Origin of the sequence: Sphaerisporangium fuscum (assembly GCF_018531465.1) — a bacterium.
Lineage (GTDB): Bacteria > Actinomycetota > Actinomycetes > Streptosporangiales > Streptosporangiaceae > Sphaerisporangium > Sphaerisporangium fuscum.
In genome coordinates, this window is sequence record NZ_JAHDTF010000028.1 from 68332 (window position 1) to 89551 (window position 21220).

Annotated in this window: 20 protein-coding genes; 9 read left to right on the forward strand and 11 right to left on the reverse strand. The window is 71.2% G+C overall.

The window, feature by feature from the left end; translation table 11 throughout:
- Window positions 1-24 precede the first annotated feature (24 nt).
- Window positions 25-894, reverse strand: coding sequence for a MerR family transcriptional regulator (locus KIK05_RS32455; RefSeq protein ID WP_214414649.1), 870 nt, complete (start codon window positions 892-894; stop codon window positions 25-27).
- Window positions 895-1019: 125 nt separating this feature from the next.
- Here KIK05_RS32455 and KIK05_RS32460 point away from each other — a divergent pair, with 125 nt between their 5' ends.
- Window positions 1020-1424 (forward strand): Cif family virulence factor, encoded by a 405-nt coding sequence (locus KIK05_RS32460; protein ID WP_214414650.1) that lies wholly within the window; start codon window positions 1020-1022, stop codon window positions 1422-1424.
- Between the two features lie 84 nt (window positions 1425-1508).
- On the opposite strand, the gene KIK05_RS32465 is transcribed toward KIK05_RS32460, so the two are convergent.
- From KIK05_RS32465 to KIK05_RS32480, 4 genes are all read right to left on the reverse strand, one after another.
- Entirely contained in the window at window positions 1509-2489 is a 981-nt protein-coding gene (locus tag KIK05_RS32465) for a threonine ammonia-lyase (protein ID WP_214414651.1), read from the reverse strand.
- Window positions 2490-2586: 97 nt separating this feature from the next.
- Window positions 2587-3231, reverse strand: coding sequence for a LysE family translocator (locus KIK05_RS32470; RefSeq protein WP_214414652.1), 645 nt, complete (start codon window positions 3229-3231; stop codon window positions 2587-2589).
- 206 nt (window positions 3232-3437) lie between these two features.
- Entirely contained in the window at window positions 3438-4043 is a 606-nt protein-coding gene (locus KIK05_RS32475; protein ID WP_214414653.1) for a TetR/AcrR family transcriptional regulator, read from the reverse strand.
- A 163-nt stretch (window positions 4044-4206) separates the two neighbouring features.
- Window positions 4207-4515 (reverse strand): chorismate mutase, encoded by a 309-nt coding sequence (locus KIK05_RS32480; RefSeq protein ID WP_214414654.1) that lies wholly within the window; start codon window positions 4513-4515, stop codon window positions 4207-4209.
- A gap of 400 nt (window positions 4516-4915) precedes the next feature.
- Here KIK05_RS32480 and KIK05_RS32485 point away from each other — a divergent pair, with 400 nt between their 5' ends.
- Window positions 4916-5239, forward strand: a complete 324-nt coding sequence (locus tag KIK05_RS32485) for a VOC family protein (RefSeq protein WP_250563835.1) — start codon at window positions 4916-4918, stop codon at window positions 5237-5239.
- A 689-nt stretch (window positions 5240-5928) separates the two neighbouring features.
- Complete coding sequence (locus KIK05_RS32490) at window positions 5929-7356, forward strand: nitronate monooxygenase (protein WP_308250203.1); 1428 nt, start codon at window positions 5929-5931, stop codon at window positions 7354-7356.
- A 50-nt stretch (window positions 7357-7406) separates the two neighbouring features.
- Here the strand turns inward: KIK05_RS32490 and KIK05_RS32495 are convergent, their stop codons facing one another.
- Window positions 7407-8111, reverse strand: coding sequence for a DUF6348 family protein (locus KIK05_RS32495; RefSeq protein WP_214414655.1), 705 nt, complete (start codon window positions 8109-8111; stop codon window positions 7407-7409).
- A 396-nt stretch (window positions 8112-8507) separates the two neighbouring features.
- Between KIK05_RS32495 and KIK05_RS32500 the strand changes: the two genes are divergently transcribed.
- Window positions 8508-10697 carry a hypothetical protein gene (locus KIK05_RS32500; RefSeq protein ID WP_214414656.1) on the forward strand — a complete coding sequence of 730 codons (2190 nt, stop codon included), beginning with the start codon at window positions 8508-8510 and terminating at the stop codon, window positions 10695-10697.
- 324 nt (window positions 10698-11021) lie between these two features.
- Here the strand turns inward: KIK05_RS32500 and KIK05_RS32505 are convergent, their stop codons facing one another.
- The 3 genes from KIK05_RS32505 to KIK05_RS32515 form a co-directional block, all read right to left on the reverse strand.
- Entirely contained in the window at window positions 11022-11411 is a 390-nt protein-coding gene (locus KIK05_RS32505; RefSeq protein WP_214414657.1) for a PPOX class F420-dependent oxidoreductase, read from the reverse strand.
- Between the two features lie 383 nt (window positions 11412-11794).
- Window positions 11795-13885: an NAD-dependent DNA ligase LigA gene (ligA, locus tag KIK05_RS32510; RefSeq protein ID WP_214414658.1), complete on the reverse strand. Its 2091-nt coding sequence runs from the start codon at window positions 13883-13885 to the stop codon at window positions 11795-11797.
- A 339-nt stretch (window positions 13886-14224) separates the two neighbouring features.
- Window positions 14225-14893 carry a type 1 glutamine amidotransferase domain-containing protein gene (locus KIK05_RS32515; protein ID WP_250563836.1) on the reverse strand — a complete coding sequence of 223 codons (669 nt, stop codon included), beginning with the start codon at window positions 14891-14893 and terminating at the stop codon, window positions 14225-14227.
- 72 nt (window positions 14894-14965) lie between these two features.
- Here KIK05_RS32515 and KIK05_RS32520 point away from each other — a divergent pair, with 72 nt between their 5' ends.
- On the forward strand, window positions 14966-15865 hold the full coding sequence (locus KIK05_RS32520; RefSeq protein ID WP_214414660.1) for a LysR family transcriptional regulator: 900 nt from the start codon (window positions 14966-14968) through the stop codon (window positions 15863-15865).
- A 349-nt stretch (window positions 15866-16214) separates the two neighbouring features.
- Here the strand turns inward: KIK05_RS32520 and KIK05_RS32525 are convergent, their stop codons facing one another.
- Window positions 16215-17507 carry a cytochrome P450 gene (locus KIK05_RS32525; RefSeq protein WP_214414661.1) on the reverse strand — a complete coding sequence of 431 codons (1293 nt, stop codon included), beginning with the start codon at window positions 17505-17507 and terminating at the stop codon, window positions 16215-16217.
- A 362-nt stretch (window positions 17508-17869) separates the two neighbouring features.
- On the opposite strand from KIK05_RS32525, the gene KIK05_RS32530 reads away from it, so the two are divergent.
- The 4 genes from KIK05_RS32530 to KIK05_RS32545 are packed head-to-tail and all read left to right on the forward strand — an operon-like array spanning window position 17870 to window position 20256.
- Window positions 17870-18058, forward strand: a complete 189-nt coding sequence (locus tag KIK05_RS32530; protein WP_214414662.1) for a ferredoxin — start codon at window positions 17870-17872, stop codon at window positions 18056-18058.
- A gap of 1 nt (window position 18059) precedes the next feature.
- Window positions 18060-19286, forward strand: coding sequence for an NAD(P)/FAD-dependent oxidoreductase (locus KIK05_RS32535; RefSeq protein ID WP_214414663.1), 1227 nt, complete (start codon window positions 18060-18062; stop codon window positions 19284-19286).
- 36 nt (window positions 19287-19322) lie between these two features.
- Window positions 19323-19568, forward strand: coding sequence for a class III extradiol ring-cleavage dioxygenase family protein (locus KIK05_RS32540; protein WP_308250204.1), 246 nt, complete (start codon window positions 19323-19325; stop codon window positions 19566-19568).
- A gap of 34 nt (window positions 19569-19602) precedes the next feature.
- Complete coding sequence (locus tag KIK05_RS32545) at window positions 19603-20256, forward strand: TetR/AcrR family transcriptional regulator (protein WP_214414664.1); 654 nt, start codon at window positions 19603-19605, stop codon at window positions 20254-20256.
- A gap of 223 nt (window positions 20257-20479) precedes the next feature.
- Here KIK05_RS32545 and KIK05_RS32550 read toward each other — a convergent pair whose 3' ends face one another.
- Entirely contained in the window at window positions 20480-21076 is a 597-nt protein-coding gene (locus KIK05_RS32550) for a MarR family winged helix-turn-helix transcriptional regulator (RefSeq protein WP_214414665.1), read from the reverse strand.
- Window positions 21077-21220: the final 144 nt, after the last annotated feature.

The following is a 21220-nucleotide window of genomic DNA, read 5'->3' on the forward strand; positions in this document are numbered from 1 at the left end:
CGCGCGCCCACGTCGTGAGCGTGATCAGCGCCGGGACGCCGGCGTCGACGGAGGGGAGCTCGCCACCGGGGGCGCACCCGTCCGGAAGACGGGCCAGCCGATCTCGGTTCGCCATCGGGACGGGTCCGCGGTGTCGCGCCGGCCGATGAGGTAGTACTCGCGGATGGGGCCGTCGACGGCGAGTGCGTGGCGGGTCACGTAGGTCGCCAGCGTGCCGTAGGCCCGGTCGACGTCGGCGGGCGGCCCCGAATGGGTGATCACCGCCAGCTCGGCGGCCGGTACGACCAGTGAGGTGACCCGCCCAAGCGGCCGTATGGCGCCGGCACAGGGGACGAAGACCGTGACCGGCCCGCGGTGGTGGGTGAACAGTTCGTCGGCGTAGAAGCCCCCGGCGGGTCCGCTCGGGACGAGGTCCTGCGCGGCCAGGATCCCGTACAGCTCGCCGAGCGCTCCCTGGAGCCAGGAGGCGGAGTCGGCGGCGTCGACGACCTCGCTGATCGCGGCCGCGGGGGTCGCCGCCACGCTGCGCAGCTCGATGGCGGCCGGGACAGCGGTGGCGGGAGGCGCCAGGAGGTCGCGCAGCGCGGTGACGGCGCGCTGGGTCCGGCCGAGTTCCTCCTCCAGACGGTCCAGGTGGGAGCTGATCCGCTCGTTGCGCGCCCGCAGGTCCGGGGCGTCCAGCACGGCCTGGATCTCCTCCAGCGGCATGTCGAGGTCCCGGAAGCGGCGGATGACCTGGGCGGTGGGGATCTGTTCGGTGGTGTAGCGGCGGTAGCCGGTGTACGGGTCCACGGCGGCGGGTTCGAGCAGCCCGACGCGGTGATAGTGACGCAGCGTCTTGACGGTCATGTGGGTGGCACGGGAGAAGTCGCCGATGGACAGGTACCTCAACATGGCCCCCATTTTGCGGTCTCCCCTTAGGGGAGGGTTCCACCTGCGTTCCCGCTTGACCCTTCCCTGACGGCAGCGGCGAACGTGGCCGTGGCGGCCGCACCGGCCGCCGGAAGGGACAGACAACCATGACGAATACCACTGAACCCGACGTCGATGTGATCGTCCGCAGCTACGTCGCCGTATGGAGCGAACCCGACCCGGAAGCGCGGCGCAGAGCCGTCGCCGGCCTCTGGGCGCCCGATGGCGTGGAGTTCGTGGAGGGCGCGCGGTTCCGAGGGCATGAGGAGCTCGACGCCAGGATCACCGAGGCGTACGAACAGTTCGTCGGAAGCGGCGACTACATCGTCACCGCCGCCGGCGACACGGCCGTCCACGACGACATCGTCACGTTCACGGTCCAACTGGTTCCGGCCGGCGGTGCGCGGGACGGCGAGGCCGCCTGGGCGGCCCGCGTCTTCCTCCTCCTCGGCGGCGACGGCCTCATCCGGGAGGACTACCACCTCACCGTGAAACCTCTCGTGTCCCAGTAGGACCCCTGTTCCTGCGGCCCGGACGGCATCCGGCCGGGCCGCAGCGGACGGGACGCGCAGCCGCTCGCGCGGCCGCGGCGATCATCAGGACCCGTGGACGGGAGCCGTGCCGACCCAGCGGTGATAGGCGTCCATGTCGACGTTGCCGCCGCACACGATGGTGACCACGTGCCGGCCGGCGAAGCGGTCACGGTCTTCGAGGATCGCCGCGATGCCGAGCGCGGCCGACGGTTCGACGACGAGGCCGGCGTGGTCGAGGAGCATCCGCATACCGGCGATGATCGACGCCTCCTGGACCAGGACGGCGTCGTCGGCGACCAGGAGGAGGTCGTCCAGGACGGCCGGGATGGGACACCGGCCGGCGACGCCGTCGGCGATGGTGTCGGTCGAGTCGGTGGTGACGACGCGCCGTTGGCGCCAGGAGTGCGTCATCGCCGGTGCGCCCAGCGGCTGGACGCAGATCACCTCGACCTCGGGCGCCAAGGCCTTCACCACATGCCCCACACCGGTGGCCAGCGCCCCGCCGCCGAGAGCGATCAGGACGGCGTCGAACGACGGCACGGTGTCCACCAGTTCCAGGCCGATGGTCGCCGCGCCCTCGCAGGTCTCGATGTCCAGGCTGTCCTCGACCAGCCGGATGCCGTCGTGCCGCGCGATGGCCGCCGCCCGCTCGCGGGCCATGTCGAAGTCGCCGTCCACCAGCTCCAACCTGGCGTCCAGCGCCCGGATACGATCAAGCTTGACCGCGGGCGCGAAGCGGGAGGCCACGACGGTGACGTCGGGCCCCCGGCCGCGACCGGACCAGGCCAGCGCTTGGCCGAGGTTGCCGGCGCTGGCGCACACCACGGCACTCGAGCCGTCGCCGGCCAGCAGGCTCGCGACCACCTCGGTGCCGCGGGCCTTGAAGCTGCGGACCGGGTTCACCGTTTCGAGCTTGATGCTCACCGTGCACCCGAGGTCGCGTTCCAGCGCCTCGCAGCGGTACAGGGGAGTGTCGAGGAAAACCGGGTCGATCACCCGGCGAGCCGCCCGGATCCGAGCAGTGTCGAGGCGCGTCTCCTGCATGACACAGCAGCGTACGCCGCCGCCCCTGGAAGGCGCCTGTGAGTGCCCGTCCGGGCCGTTCGCCGGACGGGCGCCGAGCGGTGCCGCCGTGCCCGCCTCAGGTGGCCTGGTGGGCGGTGGCCAGGCGTACCGCGAACGCCACCAGCACCACTCCGGTGACCCGCTCGATGCCCGCCTTGACCCGGGGGTGGCGGAGCCAGCGGCCGAGACGGTCGATCGTGGCGACGTACAGGGTGAACCAGGCCAGGTAGAGGAGGGCGAAGACCGTCGACAGCAGGATCGCCTGCGCCCAGGGCGCGCCGCCGTCGGTGTCCAGGAACTGCGGCAGGAAGGTCACGAAGAACAGCGCGATCTTCGGGTTCAGCGCGTTCGACAGGAAACCCTGCCGCAGGGCGACGCCGGGGCGCAGCGAAGCGCGAGGTCGCCCGGGGACTTCGGCCGCCTCGTCCCCTTCGGGTTCCCGGCGGGAGCGGGCGGCGGCGAGGAGGGTCCGCGCGCCGAGCCACACCAGGTAGGCGGCACCGGCGAGCTTCATCACCGTGAAGGCGGTGGCCGAGGCGAGCAGCAGCGCCGAGAGTCCGGCGGCGGCCGTCGTGGCGTGGACGGCGAGCCCGAGCGCACCGCCCAGCATGGTGAACAGCCCCGCCGTACGGCCGCCCGTCAGGGTGCTCTTGGTGATCAGCGCCTGGTCCGGCCCGGGAATCATGATCAACACCAGTGCCGCCAGCGCGAAAGTCAGCATGATCCCAAGTACACGGGGATCAGGCATGGGGCGTCAATGAAATCGCCCAATTCCGTGCGGTTCTGCGAGTCGAGCCGGACGGTGTCGGTGGTGGTGGCCGGCGTCTCAAACAGCAGGTCGATGAAGTCGCGCCACCCGGACTCGGCCCGATTCCTCGATTCCCCGCGACCCGGCCTCGGTGAGCACCACCACAGCGCCACGGCCCCCTAACAGACTCCGCCGCGGAGGGCGTCGAACAGCCGCTCGAGGCGCGCGCGGTGGTCGTCCGCCACGGCGCTCGGCGGCTCTCCGCCCATGAGGCGACGCGCGGTCTCCACCAGCACGGTGCCGTAACCGGCGATGAAGAAGGCGGCGAGCAAGCCCCCGTCGCCCTCGAAGGCCGGGTCGCGTTCGAGCTCCTCGGCCAGGGTCCGCTGAAGATCGGAGGCGATCTCTCTCACGCGCGCGACCAGCGCGGGCGACGCCGCGACGGTCCGGAAGAAGGGGATGGATCCGTCCTTCACACCGGAGAGGGCGTGGCGGGTGTCGACGAGACCGAGGGCCACATCGCGCAGGGACGCCAGCACGTCGACGCCCGGAGCGCGGTCGCGCACGGCAGAGCGCAGGAGCTCGACGGCGTCGACCGTGCGGTCGAGGAGGAGGTCCTCCTTGCGCGGGAAGTGGTTGAAGACCGTGACGCTGGAGACCCCGGCCTCCCGGGCGATCTCGGCGACCGTCACCATGTCGAACCCGCGATCGAGGAACAACCGGGTCGCGACCTCCGAGATCCTCGCACGCGTCTGCGGCCCGCCTCGCTCTCCGGTCCTGGGCATCCGATCTCACTTCCTCGCGTAACCAAATCTAGTCACATGACCTGGCGGCAGGTCCCGACGGTGAGCGCCGCGCCGATCTCCGGCCGACGTGTCAGCCGCTCGCACCGCCCGAGGGCCCGTCGTACGGCGGCGGTGGGGGTCGGGGGTCCTGCGCCGGTCCTCCTCAGCGGCCGGCTTCGTCCTGCCGAGCACCGGCCCGGTGCTCGGCCAGTTCGAGATCGATGAAGGCGGCGATCATGGCACGCCAGACGGCCTCGGCCACGCTCGGGGACAACCCGGCGCTCACCGCGCGCTCCCGGACCGCCTGGACGACCTGCTCCACGCGGCCGGGCGCGCGTACGGCCTGTTCGTCGGCCTTGAACGCGGCCGCCTGCCGGACCAGGGCCTGCCGGTCCGCGAGGAGACGGACCAGCTCACCGTCGAGCGCGTCGATCCGGGCGCGGACCTCGGCCAGGGAAGTGGGGTCGGACACGGGGATCCTCCTGTGGGGGTTCGAGGCCGCCGGAGGCCGGTCCCGAACCTTGAGGTGGAGGGCCGATCTCCGATACGACCCTGATCACGCGTGCGCTACGGCCGTTCCAGTCCCGGCCGTCAGGGGCCGACGCGCGAGAGACGATGCACGAAGGTCAACTTAGCACCGACGGACCAGGGGAGATCGTCAAGCCCTGGGGAGCGAACGCACCGCCGTCGGTCCGCGCACGCGGAGACGGAGATCGGCACCACAGCTGTGTCCCCGGGGCGGCGTGTGTCACCAGGCCTCATGCTTGCGATCCGTCCCCTTCCTCTGATGATCCTCTTCTGACATGGTCGAGGTCCGGGCCGGCCTGGACGACGGGTCCGGGCATGGTCGATCCGTACGCCGAGAGGGAAGAATGAGCATTCGCCTGGGTGGCGTGGTCATCGACGCCAACGACCTCGACGGGCTCGCCGGGTTCTGGAGCCGGCTGCTGGAGCGGGACATCACCCGTCGCGAGGACGACTGGATCAGTATCGGTCCCGACCTGGCCCTGCAACGGGTCCCCGAACCCAAGACCGTGAAGAACCGGATCCACCTCGATCTGGTCACCGATGACTTCGCCCGGGCGGTCGCCCGCGCCGCCGCGCTCGGAGCCACCTCGGTAGGGGAGATGCACGAGGATCTCTGGCAGGTCTGGCGGGATCCCGAGGGCAACGAGTTCTGCGTCTGCGTGTCCTGAGCACGTCGCGCCGCAGATCGGACGGCGCAGGCGTGGCCAAGTTCGTCGGCGGAACCATCCGGGCCGTGGCCGGGCGGCCGGAGACCACGGCCCCGAAATGATCTCGCGTCCTGTAGGGGACTTTCGGCCCTGTAGGTGCGGACGTTCGCCCCGGTGAACGGGCCGCTCCGGGCTTCTAGTTCGGTCGCGGCCCGCAATGGCGGTTCCCCTGCGTCCTGCCGTCTGGAGGCTTCATGCTGAGTCAGCCGCGATCGTCCGCGCCACGCTGCCGGTCGTCGGCGCGTCGCTGGACGCTACATGTGCGGTCCGGTGCCGTTCATGCGTGACCTGCGCAACCGGTTGCTGCGGGCCGGGGTGGCGGCTCCTGACATCCACCACGAGGTGTTCGGCCCCGACCTGTGGCCGGCGGCCGGTCGACGGTCCCTGGGACCGGTGGCGTACCCGCCGTCCCCCCGGAGGGAGGAAGATCGACGGCAGGGCTCGTCGTCGCCACGTGGCAGCCGGAAACGGCACTTCGATCACTACTCGCGCCCCCTTGTCACAGCTGGAGGATTGTGTGCTGTCCATTGCCGATCACTCGACCGAGCATCGCCGTGCCGGGGATTCGCCGCCGGCTCCGGCCACCCGCGACGTGTCCACGGAGACCAACGTCGGCTTGCTGACGTGGGCAGGGGCGCTCCGGAGCCGGCGTGTCTGAGGCCGAGCTTCCCGTCCTGATCCAGGGCGGCATGGGCGTGGGCGTGTCGGGGTGGCGGCTGGCCTGCGCGGTCGCTCGTACCGGGCAGCTCGGCGTGGTGTCGGGCACCGCGCTGGACGTCACGCTGGCCAGGCGGCTGCAGCACGGCGACCCTGACGGCGATCTGCGCCGGGCGCTGGAATACTTCCCGGCGCCCGCGATCGCGGAACGGGTGCTACGGCGCTACTTCGTGCCCGGTGGGATCCGCCCCGGCGTACCGTACCGGCCGGTGCCCCGGCTCGGGCTGCGGCCCGACCGCGCCCGCGACGAACTGGCCGTGGTCGCCAACTTCGCCGAGGTCCTCCTCGCCAAGCAGGGCCACGACGGCCCGATCGGCGTCAACTACCTGGAGAAGATCCAGCTGGCCACGCCGGCCGCCGTGTTCGGCGCGATGCTGGCCGGAGTCGACTACGTGCTGATGGGGGCGGGCATCCCGGCGCAGATCCCGCAACTGCTCGACGCGTTCGCCGCACACCGGCCGGCCGAGATCTCGGTGACCGTGGCCGGCGCCGGCGAGACCCGGCACACGATCGGCCTTGACCCGGCCGCGTTGCTGCCCCGCCTCGCCGAGCCGCTGCGGCGGCCGAAGTTGCTGGCGATCGTCTCCTCGCACGTGCTGGCCGCCTACCTGGCCCGCTCCCCGCAGACGCGCCCCGACGGGTTCATCCTGGAGACACCGGTGGCCGGCGGGCACAGCGCGCCGCCGCGCGGCCGCCCGCGACCGGACGCGGCCGGCGAACCTCTGTACGGCCCGCGAGACGAGATCGACATCGGCAAGGTCGCGGCTCTCGGGCTGCCGTTCTGGCTGGCCGGCGGCTACGGCACCCCCGCCGGCCTCGCCGATGCGCGGGCCGCGGGAGCCACCGGTGTCCAGGTCGGCTCGGCCTTCGCTCTGTGCCGCGAGTCCGGACTCGATGACGAACTCAGGCGCCACCTGCTGCGCCACGCCACCGGCGGCGCCCTGGAGGTCCGCAACGACCCGCGAGCCTCACCAACCGGCTTCCCGTTCAAGGTCGCGCAGGTGCCCGGCACCCTGTCGGAGCCCGGGATCCACGGGCAGCGGCCCCGGCTGTGCGACCTGGGATACCTGCGCACCCCGTACGTCAAGCCCGACGGCGCGATCGGCTACCGCTGCCCCGCCGAACCCGCCGACACCTACCTGCGTAAGGGCGGATCCGCCGAAGAGGCCGCGGGCCGCCAATGCGTGTGCAACGGGCTGACCGCCGCCGTCGGCCTGGGCCAGACCCGCGGCGACGGCTACCGTGAGCCCGCCCTGCTCACCCTGGGCCAGGACGCCGCCTTTCTCGACGGGCTGCCCGAGAACCACTCGGCCGCCGACGTCGTCCACCGCATCCTGAGGGGAGCTGACGCCCCCTGGTGAGGCCGCTGGAAGAGACCACCGGCGTACGATTCACCGCGACGAGATCGCGGTCAGGAGCCGGCGCGGTGCACGAGCAGCATGAACGTCCGGGCGTAGGAGACCCCGTTCGCCGGCCGGGGCCAGCCGAGACCGGCCAGCGCCCGTGAGGCCGCCTGATGATGGACGCCGTCGACGCGGACCTCGGCGGTTTCGACCGGCCCATCGGCGCCGTGGCCGCCCCCGAAGAACGCCTTGACGCCGATCAGGCCGTCGCGCTCGAATCCGCCGTCCAGTGCCGGCGCCAGGTGGGGCAGGAGCACATGCCCCATGGCCCAGGTCTGGACGGCGTCGTGATCGGCCCCGGTGCCCCAACCGATGATGCCGCCGTGGATGGCGTGCCACCCCGGGAACCCCTCGGGGTCGTCAGGGGGGAAGTGAGCGGCGAAGGCGCCGTTCTGGGTGAGCAGTTCGAGCACGGCGCTCCCGGTGGTGCCGACCCAGGTGCGGATCGCCCGGTCGACGGCCTCCTGCGTCGTGGCGCCGTATCCGGCGACGCAGTCGGCGATCGTGGTGCCGGCGGGCCGGTCGACGTCGAGCACGAAGTCGAGGTCGAGGTGGCCGGGATCGCCTGTATGGTCCTCCCGGAGCGCGACGGCCACGCTCCCAGGCCCCTTGGCCAGGTGCCCCTCGACCCGCCAGGGCCTGCCCATGGCCTCGGACAGGTGCCCGGCCACCATCTCCAGCACCACGTCGTCGGTCAGGCGCTCGCCGACCATCCGATTCTCCTTCCCCGCACGTACGTGATCAGACAGTAGTGCAATCCGGCGTGCGGGCAGCGGGACGCGGGCCGGGAAAGTGCCGGTCGAAAAGCCGTCGGGTTCGCTAGGGCCGGTCTCGAACGGCCGGTGGGTCGCCGGAGGCGGGTCAACACAGCGTCTACACGACCTGAACACGCCCTCTACCGCCCCTGGTCACTGTTGAGCCGACGGCGGGCGATCGTCTGCCGGTCACCCTCGAACAGGAGCCCGGTGGGACGTCGGGTCCACACCCTCGACCCATCCGAAACGGCCATCGGGCGCCGCCACCCATCTCACCACTGTCCCGTTAAGAGCAGCGCGATCCACCCAGTCCGGTCCGGCACGAAACCAGAAGCGTGAAAGGAAGGACCCGAGATGCGAACGCGTCACGCCACGTTGTCCATCGTCACATCATTACTCGTGGCTCTGTCCGGAGCCGCCCTGACGGAGGGCGTCCCCGCTTCCGCCGAGGCGCTCTCCCGTACCTCGACGCAGGCCGTCCAGCAGGTGACGGGAGGGCGGTACTTCCCCGCGCGGGCGCGGGTGCTGGACAACGTGGAGGTCGAGCCCGGCGCGACCATGGCGGTGAAGGTGGCCGGTGCGGCCTCGCTGCCGGCCACAGGGCTCGAGTCCGTCGCGGTGAACGTGGCCGCCAAGGGCAACAGTGACTCGGGGTCGGTGGTGGTCTACCCGTCCGGAGAGCTGGAGCCGGACGCCGCCGCCGTCAGCTACGACAAGGCGCACTACGCGGCCACCACGCTGGTGACCAGGGTCGGTGCGGACGGTCAGATCAATATCGTCAACCAGGGCACCGACAAGGTGCGGGTGTACATGGACGTCCAGGGTTACACCCTGCAGCAGGGGGACGGCCAGGGCGCGTCCTACGTCGGGCTCGACCCCAAGCGCATCCTGGCTCCGACCACCCTGGGCGCGGGCGCCAACTTCCAGCTGGAACCGCTGGGGAAGGGGGGCGTGCCCACATCGGGCGTCCAGGCCGTGGCGGTGATGGTCACCGCCAAGAGCACCTCGAGCGGCACCGTGCGGGTCTATCCCTCCGGTGAGGGCTGGCCGGTCGACGCCACCATCGACTACCAGGCGAACGCCGCCCAGCAGAGCTTCACCATCGCCAAGCTCGGCGCGGACGGCAAGGTGAACATCCACAACCTGGGCTTCGGCAGCGCCCAGGTCGCCGTGGACGTCGTCGGCTACCTGACCACCTCCACACCCTCGCAGCGGGCGGTACTGCGGTCCATCCCCCCGGTGCAGATCGCCGAGAAGCTGGTGGTCCCGGCCGGCGGCGACAAGTCGGTCGACCCCCGGGGCCTCGGCGGGGTGCCCGTCGTCGGCACCGACTCGGTGGGGCTCGGCGTGACGGCGTACGGCAGCGGCTCCGGCACCGTGCAGCTGCACCCCACCGGCACGGCCGTCCCTGAAGGACAGACGCTCACCTACGCCCCCGACACCGAGATCACCGGATTCACGATGACCAAGCTCGGGACGGGCGGCAAGGTCGACGTGCACAACAGCGGGTCGGCCCCGGTCACCGTCTGGGTGAACACCTACGCCTACACCCAGCTCGTCGACCCGGTGCTCCCCACGCCGAAGACGGCCGGTGAGGCCATCGAGAACGTGACCGGTGTCGCGGACGTCGCCGCGGCCGCCACCGGGGACGCCGACAACATCGCCGTCACCACGACGACCGACGACTCCGGCACCACCACGGTGAAGGTGCCGAAGGACCCGCGGCAGGGCATCACCGTGACCGCCGAGGCGGGCACGACCACGCTGAAGCTGCCCGCCTCCGGCGCCGCCACCCGGACCGACGCCGGAACCGTCGTCTACAAGGGCACCACCGACTCCTACTCCATCGGCGTGCAGCCCACCACCGACGGCGGTTTCCGCACTCTCGCCTACCTCGCCGACTCCTCCGCCCCCACCAGCTACTCCTTCCCGATGACCCTGCCGGACGGCGCGCACCTGGCCATCGACGAGCTGGACGGAAGCGCGCTGATCGTCAAGGAGCACGCCGGCGGGGAGGAATCCGTACTGCTGGAAGAGATCACCCGAATCCAGAAGCCCTGGGCCAAGGACGCCGGCGGGCACAGCTGGCCGACCAGTTACACCGTCGACGGCGACACCCTCAAGCTGAACATCGACCTCACCCCGGTCACCGACGCCTCCGGCGCCACCGTCTCGCCGGTCTTCCCGGTCGTCGCCGACCCCCGGGTCAAGCGGAACTGCGGCATCGTCACCTGCTCGTGGTACTTCAGCAAGGCGACCACCCGTTGGCTGAAGTCGAAGTTCGACAACTACGGCTGGACCGTCGCCACGGCCAGCGGCATCATCTGCGGCAACCTGCCCCACCCGGTGGCCAAGGGCGCCTGCGCGATCGCCATCGCCTACTACTACAACAGCGCCTTCAACAACACCCGCCGCGCCTACAACCGAGGCGGCTGCCTGGTGGTGAGGGTCAACGTCTTCTACGGCGCGACCCCCTACACCGCCTGGAGAACCGTCCGCTTCGACAACGTGCCGCTCAGCAACAGGTACTGCTACAGCAGCTGAGCCACCCGATCGGCCATCCCCGCGCGGGGGACGGCCGATCGGCCATGCCTGGGGAACCCGGACGAGCTCGCCGCCGGAGCGGACGCCGCACGCGTCTCCGGGCTGGTCGTGCCTGTGCCCGGCGACGGTTGGAGCGGCGCCGGACGGCCACGCGCTGACCATCAGCGTCGGCTCGTGACGACACAAGCCCGTCCCGAGCAGGACAGCCGACGACGGCCTTCCCGGCCGCGGCGCGAAAGCCTGCCAGGACGAGGGTGTCCCGGTCCTGGCGGCCCGTAGACGGCAGCGGGGGAGCGTGATCCAACGTCGGGGGGCCGGGCGCTTTCACACCTTGCGGCTCGTCCGGGGCCCGTCCAACCCCCAGGAGATGATCTGGCTGGGCGTGATCGTGATGATCTGCCGGGAGAAGCCCGGCGCCGGCGGCTCGTGATCCGTCAGAGCCACCGCCGAACCCCGGATCTCGATGCCGCGCGGCACCCACGGGTCCACCGAGACAAGGTCGTCCACGACGAACGACACGGTGCTGCCCGCCTGGATGTTCCTGAACTTCTTGGAGGCCCCCAGCGCGCCCCCGCCGATCGTGATCGTGCCCGCGGTGGCGTCCACGAAGAAATTCACGGGGTTGTTCTGCACCTGGCCGGCCGGAGAGACGGTGGCCAGGCGGCCGAGGTGCTGGGTGGTCAGATAGTCAAGTTCAGCCTGGGTGAAAGTCATGCGGGACAGCCTGCAACCCGGCCCCGGCGGGGTCAAACGCCCCCGGACGGCCGGTGCCTCGCTTTCGGACGCGCCCGCTGTCCGGCGAGGTGAACGTCCGTGGTCTCCCCGCCAGACGCGCGGCTTTCGCGCCGGTACCCGGAGCGCGCCCTGCCGGGCAGCGGCGGCTCGGCCCTGTCCTCTTCGGCGTGAACCTCCGCACGGGCCGCGCGGGCCGATGCCTCCTCGGCATGGGCGGTGACCGCGGCGATCTGCTCCAGGCGCGCGGCCCTCAGCGCGGCCGGCTCCCGCTCGGCGTTGATGCGCACCCTCTCCGCGCGGACGGCGTACTGATCCCCGCCTACAGGGACGTAAGCCACCTCCCTCTGCAGGCGGGGGACCGGTCAGGCGGGCGTCGGCACAAGGGCGACGAGTTCGGCGAACTCCTCGGGGGTGAGGATGCGCACGCCCAGGGTCTCGGCCTTGGCCCGTTTCGACCCGGCCTTGTCCCCGGCGACCAGCAGTGATGTCCTGGCCGAGACGCTGGAGGATGCCTTGCCACCCGCACGTTCGATGAGCTCGTTCATCTGGTTGCGTGACAGCGTCTCCAGGGGCCCGGTCATCGCGCCCGTGACCACGACGGACATGCCCGCCAACGGCAGCGCGGCCGCCGCCTCTGCTGCGTCGGCTTGTTCGCCGCCGGAGGTGCTCGGGGTGGCGCCGGGTTCGGTCATGGTGACGCCTGCCGCGACGAGCTTGTCGATCAGGTCGCTGAGCTCGGCCAGCTCGGCGACCACCACGGGGGCCTTCTCGGGACCGATGCCCTCCACCGCCTGGATGGCCTCGGCGCCGGCCGCGCGGATCGCCTCCATGGTGCCGAAGTGCCTGGCGATCCGGCGGCTCATGGACCGGCCGGTTCCACGGACGCCGAGCGCGCAGAACACCCGGCTGAGGGGCTGGGACTTGGCGTGCTCGATCGCGGCGAGGAGGTTGTCGGTGCTGACCTCGCCCATCCGCTCCAGGGCGAGCAACTGCTCGCGGGTGAGGTAGAACAGGTCGGCGAAGTCGGTGATCAGACCGGCGTCCAGCATCTGCTGGATGCGGTTGTCGGCCAGGCCGGCGATGTCGAGCTGGTCGCGGCCGACGGCGTAGCTGATGGAGGCGATCGCCCGGCAGGCGCGGCCGCGGACGCACCGCCACCGCTCCTGGGAGGTGTCGATGGCGTCGCCGCAGGTCGGACAGACCTGCGGGAAGGCGATCGGCTGTTCGTCTCCGGTGCGAAGGTGCACGACGGGAGCCTCCACGCGCGGGATGACATCACCGGCCTTGTAGACGACCACGCTGTCGCCGAGCATCAGGCCGCGGCGGGTGATGTCGGCGACGTTGTGCAAGGTCGCGTAGGTGACGACACTGCCGTCCAGCTCGACGGGCTCCAGCACCGCGCGCGGGGCGATGACGCCGGTGCGGCCGGTGTTCCACTCCACCGCGACCAGCTTGGTGATCTTCTCGGTCGCGGGCAGTTTGTAGGCGGTCGCCCACCTGGGGGCGCGGGAGCTGAACCCGGCCTGGGCCTGGTCCTCGGCCAGATCGCACTTGATGACGATGCCGTCGATGCCGAAGGCCAGCTCGGGACGGGCGGCGGCGATCTGCTCGATGCGCTCTCGCACCTGCTCCAGACTGGTGGCGACGATCCCGGCGACCGGTGTCTCGGCCGTGGTCCGCACGCCCTGCTCGGCGACCCAGGCCATGATCTGGCTGTGCGGCAGCTCCCGCAGCCGTACGGCCAGGTCGGATTCGTCCCCGGGGGAGGGGAGCGCGGCATAGCCGAAGAACGTGAGCTCGCAGACATACGGCCGGTCCTGGGCGCGCAGGGTGCCGGCCGCGGCGCTGCGCGGGTTGGCGAACGTCGTGCCGTCGTGCGCGGTCCGCTTGGCGCACGCCTGCTCGAACTGCTCGGTGGTCATCATCACCTCGCCGCGGATCTCCACCGTCACCGGCTCGGCCAGCCGGCCGGGCAGCCCGACGATGGTGCCGATCGCATGGCTGACGTCCTCACCCGCGACGCCGTCACCTCTGGTGACCAACTGCGTCAACCGGCCCGCGCGGTAGCGGGCGGAGATCGCCAACCCGTCCAGCTTGGGCTCCACGCTGAAGGCGGTGACCGGGCGGCCGAGTCTGCGTTCCAGGGAGGCGGCCCAGTCGGCCAGTTGCTCGGCGCTGAACACGTTGTCCAAGCTCAGCATGGGCACGGTGTGCGGGACGTCGCCGACCACCGCGCCCCCGGCGACCTTGCCGGTGGGGGAGTGCGGCAGAACCTGGTCGGGGTGGGCCTGTTCGTAGGCCGCGATACCGCGCACCAGCCGGTCGTAGGCGTCGTCATCCAGGCTGGAGGTGCCATCGCCGTAGTAGGCGGCGGAGGCGTCCACGGCGAGCTGGACCGCTTCGGCGTAGGCGGCCTGGTCGGCGAGAACGGTGATCGGTGGCGCGTCGCTCATGGCTCCATCATGCCGGGCCGCACCGACAGTTCCGGGACCGGCGAAGACGGGATGAGCAGGGACGTCGCCGTCGTCCCTCCGGCGGGAGGGTCAGCGCGGTGAAGTGAAACGGCCGCGCGGACGACGCCGGAGGGCCGCCCCGGACACATCCGGGGAGGGGCCGGCCCGGGATGCGTCCCTTCCCGGGCGCAGCGCCATCGGACTCCGGGCACCTGGCGAGCCTCGATCGCACGTCGGTGTCGGCGGGTGCGGCGCTTCCACGGCTCGCGAGGCGCTTTCCATGACGGTCGGCGTCCGCGCCCGTGGTTCACGACCGCCAACCGGCGGTGTTCGGACCCCTCACACCCGCCGTTCGGCGAGGAGCCCGACGACGCGCTCGGCCAGCGGGGCGGCGCTGGCGGGGTTCTGCCCGGTGGCCAGGCGGCCGTCCACGACGACCTGAGCCTGCCAGTTCGGGCCCGGTTCGTGCCGGGCGCCCCGCTCCACCAGCTTGTCCGCCAGCAGGAAGGGCACCACGTGAGCCACGCCGCGCAGCTCCTCCTCCGCGTTGGTGAACGCCGCCACCCGCTTGCCCGCCACCAGGTGTGACCCGTCGGACAGCGTGAGGTTCACCAGCGCGGACGGGCCGTGGCAGACGGCCGCGATCACGCCGCCCCGCTCGTACACCTCCCGGCCGACGCGGAGGACGCCCGGGTCGTCGGGGAAGTCCCACATGGTGCCGTGGCCGCCGGCGTACAGCACGGCGTCGTAGCGGGAGGGATCGACGTCGGCCAGGCGGGCGGTGTCGCGGGACTCCGGCGTGGCGAGGAAGGCCACCTGGGCGGGGTCGGCGGGGTCGAATCCGTCCTGCGGGGGTTCGCCGCCGCGCACGCTGGCGACGTCCACCTCGTATCCGGCCTTGCGGAAGATCTCCCAGGGGTGGGCCGCCTCGGGCACGTAGTATCCGGTCTTCTCCACGCCGCCGAGGTCGTCGTGGCTCGTCAAGGCGATCAGGATGCGCTTGCTCATGTCGACAGCATCGCCCCCGGCGGCCATCAGTCACAAATAACCAACCTTGCGCTTAGCCATCAGAATAGTGATATGTCGCCTCTCTCGCTCGACCTGCTCCGTACCTTCCTCGCGGTGCACAGGACCGGCTCCATCACCGCCGCCGCGCAGACGCTCGGCCTGTCGCAGCCGGCCGTGACCGCGCAGGTCAAGACCCTGGAGTCGGCGTTGGACCGGCCGCTGTTCGACAGGCTGGCGCGCGGGGTCGCGCCCACGCCGGCCGCCGACGAGCTGGCCCGCCGGGTGGCGGCCTCGCTCGACGCGCTGGACGAGGTGGTGGAGTCCGAGCTGCCCGCGGACGGGGCCATGCATCTGGGCGGGCCCGCCGAGTTCCTGTGCGAGGTGGTGATGCCGATGCTCGCGCCGCTCGTACGGGACGGGCTCCGGCTGCGCACGACCCTCGGCCTGTCCGACGACCTGCTGGCCGACCTGGCCGGGGGCCGCCTGGACCTGGTGGTGTCCACGATCCGCCCCCGCGTCCGCGGCGTGCGGGCGGACCCTCTGTACGACGAGGAGTTCCTCCTGGTCGCCGCCCCGGAAGTGGGCAACGCGTTGCGGGCGGCCGGGGGCGAGGTCGGGCCCAGGGTGCTGGCGGGGGTGCCGCTGGTGGCGTATGCGGAGGATCTGCCAATAGTGCGGCGTTACTGGCGGATCGTGTTCGGCCGGCGGCCCGCGATGGCCGCCCAGATCGTCATCCCCGACCTGCGCGGCGTGATCAGCGCGGTCAGGGCCGGCATGGGCATCTCCGTCCTGCCCGCCTACCTGTGCCGCCGCGACCTGGAGGCGGGAACCCTGGTCACTCTGGCCGACCCGGAGGAGCCGCCCATCAACACCGGATACCTCGCCGTCCGCATGGGCGCCCAGGCCAGGCCCGCCGTGGCCAGGGTGCGAGCTCACCTGCTCGAAACCTTCCGGGCGGATCCGCTGTACTGACCGGGCGAGCCCGGGCCGTCCCGCGGAGCGGTTCGAACACCGGGCGGGCGGCGGCGTACACGGCGGGCGAGGATTCGGCCGGATTCACGATCGCCGCCGCCCGACCGGTCTCCTCCGGCAGCGGGCCGCGATGGCGCTGATCGAGGCTTTGCCGGTGAGAAGGAACAGCGTCAGTCGGTCGTGACCGACAGCACTCACCCTTGGCCGCCTGTCTTTGCCGCTGGGTTTCGGACAGCGGCCCCGTGCGAGTCGAGACCTTGGCGTACGTCGGTGCCGCCGGAATACGGCAGATCCGGGCCTTCGGGCAAGGGCCGCGTCCGCGGCACGGAGGTGGACGCGGCCCGGGTGATCAGGCGAGGGTGACTTCGACGGGCAGCTTCTTGATGCCGTTGACGAAGTTGGACCGTACACGCGGGACGTCCCCGGCGAGGCGGATCGAGGACAGGCGGGGGATCAGCTCCTCGAACATGATGCGGATCTCAGTGCGGGCCAGCAGGTTGCCCAGGCACAGATGCGGGCTGCCCTTGCCGAAGGCGATCTGGTCGTTGTCGGTGCGGGCGACGTCGAAGTCGTAGGGGTTGCCGAACACCTCTTCGTCGCGGTTGCCTGAGGCGTACCACATGACGACCTTGTCTCCCTCGCGGATCCGCTTGCCGCCGAGCTCGACGTCGCGGGTCGCGGTGCGGCGGAAGTGGTAGACCGGGGACGCCCAGCGCAGGAATTCCTCGACGGCGGTGGGGATCAGTGAGGGGTCCTCCTGGAGGCGGGTCAGCTGTTCCGGGTGCTGGATCAGTGCCAGCATGGAGTGGCTGATCGTGTGCCGGGTGGTCTCGTTGCCGGCGACGACGAGGAGCAGGAAGTAGTTGTCGAAGTCCTGGTCGCTCAGCGGGACTCCGTCACGCGGGGTTTCGTTGACCAGGCGGGAGACCAGGTCGGTGCCGTTGCCGCCGCGCCGCTGCCTGGCCAGTTCGCGGCCGTACTCGAAGACCTCGAGCGAGGCGGGGGAGCGGAACGGCAGGTCTCGGTACTTCTCGCTCTCCTCGCTGTGGAGCAGGACGTCGGCGTAGTCCGGGTCGGTGTTGCCGATGATGCGGTTGCCCCAGTCGATGAGCTTCTGATTGTCCTCCGGCGGTACGTCGAGCAACCGGGCCAGCACGTTGATGGGGAAGTCGGCGGAGACGTCGGCGACGAAGTCGAAGCTGCTCTTGGCGAGCGCCGCGTCCAGGGTCTTGGCCGTCAGGCCGCGGAGGAAGTCCGCGTACTGGTTGATCGTGCTCTGGCCGAACTGGCGCTGCAGCAGGCTGCGCAGGGCGCGGTGGCGGACGCCGTCCAGTTCCAGAATGGAGGCGCGCTTCTTGATCTGGTCGTCGTCCAGCTCCTCCAGGTTCACGAAGCGGGCGGAGGTGAAGGTCTCGGCGTCCCGGCCGACGCGGGCGATGTCGGCGTGGCGGGTCACCGACCAGAACCCGGAGTTGGGCGCCGGTTCGGGCTGCCAGTGGACGGGGTCTTGGTGACGCAGGGTGTGGAACATGCGCCAGGGGGTGACGCCGTCGGTGAAGTTGTCGAGGTTCGCGAGGTCGACCTGATCCAGCGGCAGGGGTTCCCGCACTGCGTCGAGGGGAGAACGGTGGACAGCGGTCATGGGAGCTCCTGAAGGTGACGGCCGGCTCGGTTCCGGGGACGGGGATGCGCTCACCGATGCCTCCTGAGGGGCGAGAGCAGGGGAGTGGGCGAGGGACCCGAGGCGGAGGGCGCAGCCACCCCTTCCATTTGGCATCAAACGTTATGGATCCCGGAGTGCTCCCGCAAGAGGTGGCCGGGAAGAAACTTATCCATATGGATAGCAATTGACCGGGCCTGCGCTGAGACCTATCTTGTTTGGAGCCAAATGAGTTCGCCGTGTCGTGAACCCCGGCTGAAGGACCGGGCACCTGCCGCGCAGTACCGGCCGGTGACCCCGGCCTCCGCGCTCTGACACTCTCTCCGTCCCCAGGAGGACCGGCCATGAAGGTCGTCGTCGACATGAACAAGTGCCAGGAACACGGACAGTGCGTCTTCGCCGCCCCTGAGGTCTTCGCCTTCGACGAGGCTGGACGCCTCGCCTATGTGACCGGCCCGGACGAGGCGCTGCGTGCCGAGGTCGAGGAAGCCGCAGACGTCTGTCCGCTGCAGGCCATCCGGATCGAAGACTGACATGACACCCAGAATCGTGATCGCCGGGGCCTCCATGGGAGGCCTGCGGGCGGCCGAGCAGCTGCGCGCCGCGGGCTGGCGGGGCGCGATCACCGTCGTCGGTGACGAACCGCATCCCCCCTACAACAGGCCTCCGTTGTCGAAGGAGGTGCTGGCCGGCAGGGCGCCGTTCGAATCGCTCGCCTTCGCTCTGCGCGAGTCCGTCGCCGACGTCGAATGGCGCCTAGGAACCCGCGTCACCGGCGCGGACGTGGATGGCCACTGGATCGCCATCGCGGGCCCGGACATGGTGGAGGGGGCCGAAACGCTGGACTTCGACGCCCTGGTGATCGCCACCGGCATGCGCCCGCGCCGACTGGGCTGCCCCGGCCCCACGGCCGGCCGCCACACGGTCCGCACACTCGCCGACGCGGAGGGCCTTCGAGCCGAGCTGCTGCGCCCGGGTGTGCGCGTGGTCGTCGTCGGTGCCGGCTTCATCGGATGCGAGGTCGCCGCGACGGCCGTCGCGCTCGGCGCGGCCGAGGTGACCGTGGTCGATCCCGAGCCGCTGCCCATGCTGCGGCCGCTCGGCGAGCCGCCGGCCCGAGAACTCCTGCGGCGTCACCTGGAACGCGGCGTCCGGTTCGTCCTCGGTGCCGGCGTCGCCGCCTTCACCGGCGGCAGCCGGGTGACCGGAGTCGTGCTCGGCGACGGCACCGAACTGCCCGCCGACGTCGTCGTCGAGTCGGTCGGTTCCCTCGCCAACACCGAATGGCTGGCGGGCAACGGCCTCGACCTCAGCGACGGCGTGCTCACCGACGAGCACCTGCGCGCTGGATCGCTGCCGGACGTGGTGGCTGTCGGAGACGTCGCGCGCTTCCCCAACGCGCGCTACGACAACGTGCCGCGCAGGGTCGAGCACTGGTGCATCCCGGCCGACACCGCCAGGCACGCGGCCCGCACACTCGTCGCCGGTCTCCGTGGTGAGGAGCCCGGCGTGGAACCGTTCGCGCCGCTGCCGACCTTCTGGAGCGACCAGCACGACTTCCGCCTCCAGTCCTTCGGAGCACCCGCCCTCGGCACCGCCGACGTCCGCGTGCTCGACGGCGACCCGCGCGGTGACGTCGTGTTCGGCCACCACCACGACGGCCGGCTCGTCGGAGTCGTCGCCCTGGGCGGCCGCAGCGCCGCCGCCTCTGCGGCGCGCTACCGCCCCGAGCTGCTGAAACAGCCCGCCCTCTTCTCCTGACGCGCCCCAAGGAGTCCCCATGGCCACCTGCAGCAACTGCGCCGGGAGGTCTTCGAACGCGACGACTACGACACCGTCGTGGTGCTGGACTCGCACTGGGCCACCACCGTCGAGTTCGTGGTGACCGCCCAGGAGCGGCGCGCCGGGCTGTTCACCTCCGAGGAACCGCCGCGCGGCATCACCCGGATGCCCTACGACTACCCGGGCGACCCCGAACTCGCCCGCAACGAGTACCGCCGCGTCCTGTCGGACGGCACCACCGTCGAGCCCCCGCGGCGCTGACCGCGGGGGGAGGCTGCCTTGTAGGGTCGCCGGGATGACGGAGACAGGCAAGGCGGGCCGATCGCGCGGGGACGGCGGTACGGGTGGGAACGCCGGGCGGCCCCGCAAGACCCCCAAGGCGGTCGACTACGGCGCGGGGCGTGAGGCCCTGCTGAAAGCCGCGGTCGCGGTGGTGGCCCGGGGCGGGCTGCGCAGACTCACTTATCGAGCGGTGGCGGAGGAAGCCGGGGTCACTCACGGCCTGGTCGTCCACCACTTCGGCTCACGCGACGCCCTGATCGAGGAGGCACTCGCACACGCCGTCCGCACCAGCGTCAGCGTCAGCGCGCTGGAGAGCGGCACCGGAGAGGTGTCGGACCTCGCCGCGGGGCTCTCGGCGATGGTCAGTTCGGACCCGGAAACCCAGGCGTTCCAGTACGAGCTGCTGTTGGAGGCGCGCCGCCGGCCCGAACTGCTCGGCCATGTGCGCGGGTTGTACGACGAGTACTTCGACGCGACCAGGCGTGAACTCTCCCGCATCCTGTCGGACGACGCGGACGAGGCTCTGACCCGGCTCGTGTTCGCTGCCCTGGACGGCCTCGTCCTGCACCAACTCGTGTTCGCCGAGCCCGGGGTGACCGAGGCCGCGCTCGCCCGGCTGCGGTCCCTGCTGCGGCTGCTCGGCACCCGGGACGGCCGCGACGGCTAGAACGAGTGCCGGCTCACGGTGCCGACGGGCGCCCGAGGGGGTGCCGGCTTTCCGTGCACACCCCCACATGACCACCGCATGCCCAGGCGCTGTCCGTCACCGCCGGGGTGATCGACCGGGCCGGACGGGACGAGGACGCCCATGCCCTGGGACGCGTACCGAACCGGGAGATGCTCGACTCCGTCGCACCGGACGTCCCCGTCCGCGAAGGCCGGTGGTGTTCTCAAGGTTCGCAGGAAGGCTCAGGGCGTTTGGCGCGGCGACCACTGCGCCGTGGAGCGGGCTGCCGGCCGTCCAGCAGTGCCAGCCGGCGCCCTTCACCGTTCTGCTCCACCTGGAGCACCACCTGGCGCAGCCCTTCGGCGATATGGCGGCACTGCTCGTCAGTGAGCCGCTCGGTGACGAAGGCCTCCTCCTCGTTGAACGCCGGAAAGACCCTCTCCATCAGGGCCGTACCCTCCGCGGTCAGGGCCAGCAGCACCAGTCGCCCGTCGAAAGGGTGATCGGAGCGCGTCACGAGATTCCGGGATTCGAGCGTCCGGGAGACACCGGTCAGGGTTCCCTTGGAGATGCCGGCCTCCTCGGCGACGTACCTGGTCTCCGACTCGCCCGAGATCCACAGCACCCAGAGGACGACGAACGCGGTCCAGGTCAGATCGGCCTCTCGCAGGACCGAGTTCTCCAGGTGCTGACGCACCGTGGACGCGGCTCGGTAGATGTTCGCGACCACGGCCATCTGCTCGCGGCGCAAGGTCACTGCTCCGCCCAACTTGGCGTCGACCAGTTTCTCGGTCTCCGTGATGGAACGCTGCGACGGCACTCGGATCCCTCCAACCGTTCGGAGCCAAAATACTACGCTCCCCGGACCCGGGCGGTTTCGCGGACCCGTCGCGCAAATGGCGTTTCCAGTTCGCGGCCATCCGTTCCCGGGGTCAGGGGCGGCGATGACCTTCGGCTGAGGTCC

What these genes read in the sequence shown, in the direction of transcription:
- KIK05_RS32485 (WP_250563835.1), top strand. Translation starts at nt 4,916, where the DNA reads ATGAGCATTCGCCTGGGTGGCGTGGTCATCGACGCCAACGACCTCGAC.
- KIK05_RS32530 (WP_214414662.1), top strand. Translation starts at nt 17,870, where the DNA reads ATGAAGGTCGTCGTCGACATGAACAAGTGCCAGGAACACGGACAGTGC.
- KIK05_RS32465 (WP_214414651.1), bottom strand. Translation starts at nt 2,489, where the DNA reads ATGCAGGAGACGCGCCTCGACACTGCTCGGATCCGGGCGGCTCGCCGG.
- KIK05_RS32475 (WP_214414653.1), bottom strand. Translation starts at nt 4,043, where the DNA reads ATGCCCAGGACCGGAGAGCGAGGCGGGCCGCAGACGCGTGCGAGGATC.
- ligA (WP_214414658.1), bottom strand. Translation starts at nt 13,885, where the DNA reads ATGAGCGACGCGCCACCGATCACCGTTCTCGCCGACCAGGCCGCCTAC.
- KIK05_RS32460 (WP_214414650.1), top strand. Translation starts at nt 1,020, where the DNA reads ATGACGAATACCACTGAACCCGACGTCGATGTGATCGTCCGCAGCTAC.
- KIK05_RS32500 (WP_214414656.1), top strand. Translation starts at nt 8,508, where the DNA reads ATGCGAACGCGTCACGCCACGTTGTCCATCGTCACATCATTACTCGTG.
- KIK05_RS32535 (WP_214414663.1), top strand. Translation starts at nt 18,060, where the DNA reads ATGACACCCAGAATCGTGATCGCCGGGGCCTCCATGGGAGGCCTGCGG.
- KIK05_RS32495 (WP_214414655.1), bottom strand. Translation starts at nt 8,111, where the DNA reads ATGGTCGGCGAGCGCCTGACCGACGACGTGGTGCTGGAGATGGTGGCC.
- KIK05_RS32455 (WP_214414649.1), bottom strand. Translation starts at nt 894, where the DNA reads ATGTTGAGGTACCTGTCCATCGGCGACTTCTCCCGTGCCACCCACATG.
- KIK05_RS32525 (WP_214414661.1), bottom strand. Translation starts at nt 17,507, where the DNA reads ATGACCGCTGTCCACCGTTCTCCCCTCGACGCAGTGCGGGAACCCCTG.
- KIK05_RS32520 (WP_214414660.1), top strand. Translation starts at nt 14,966, where the DNA reads ATGTCGCCTCTCTCGCTCGACCTGCTCCGTACCTTCCTCGCGGTGCAC.
- KIK05_RS32505 (WP_214414657.1), bottom strand. Translation starts at nt 11,411, where the DNA reads ATGACTTTCACCCAGGCTGAACTTGACTATCTGACCACCCAGCACCTC.
- KIK05_RS32545 (WP_214414664.1), top strand. Translation starts at nt 19,603, where the DNA reads ATGACGGAGACAGGCAAGGCGGGCCGATCGCGCGGGGACGGCGGTACG.
- KIK05_RS32515 (WP_250563836.1), bottom strand. Translation starts at nt 14,893, where the DNA reads ATGAGCAAGCGCATCCTGATCGCCTTGACGAGCCACGACGACCTCGGC.
- KIK05_RS32470 (WP_214414652.1), bottom strand. Translation starts at nt 3,231, where the DNA reads ATGCTGACTTTCGCGCTGGCGGCACTGGTGTTGATCATGATTCCCGGG.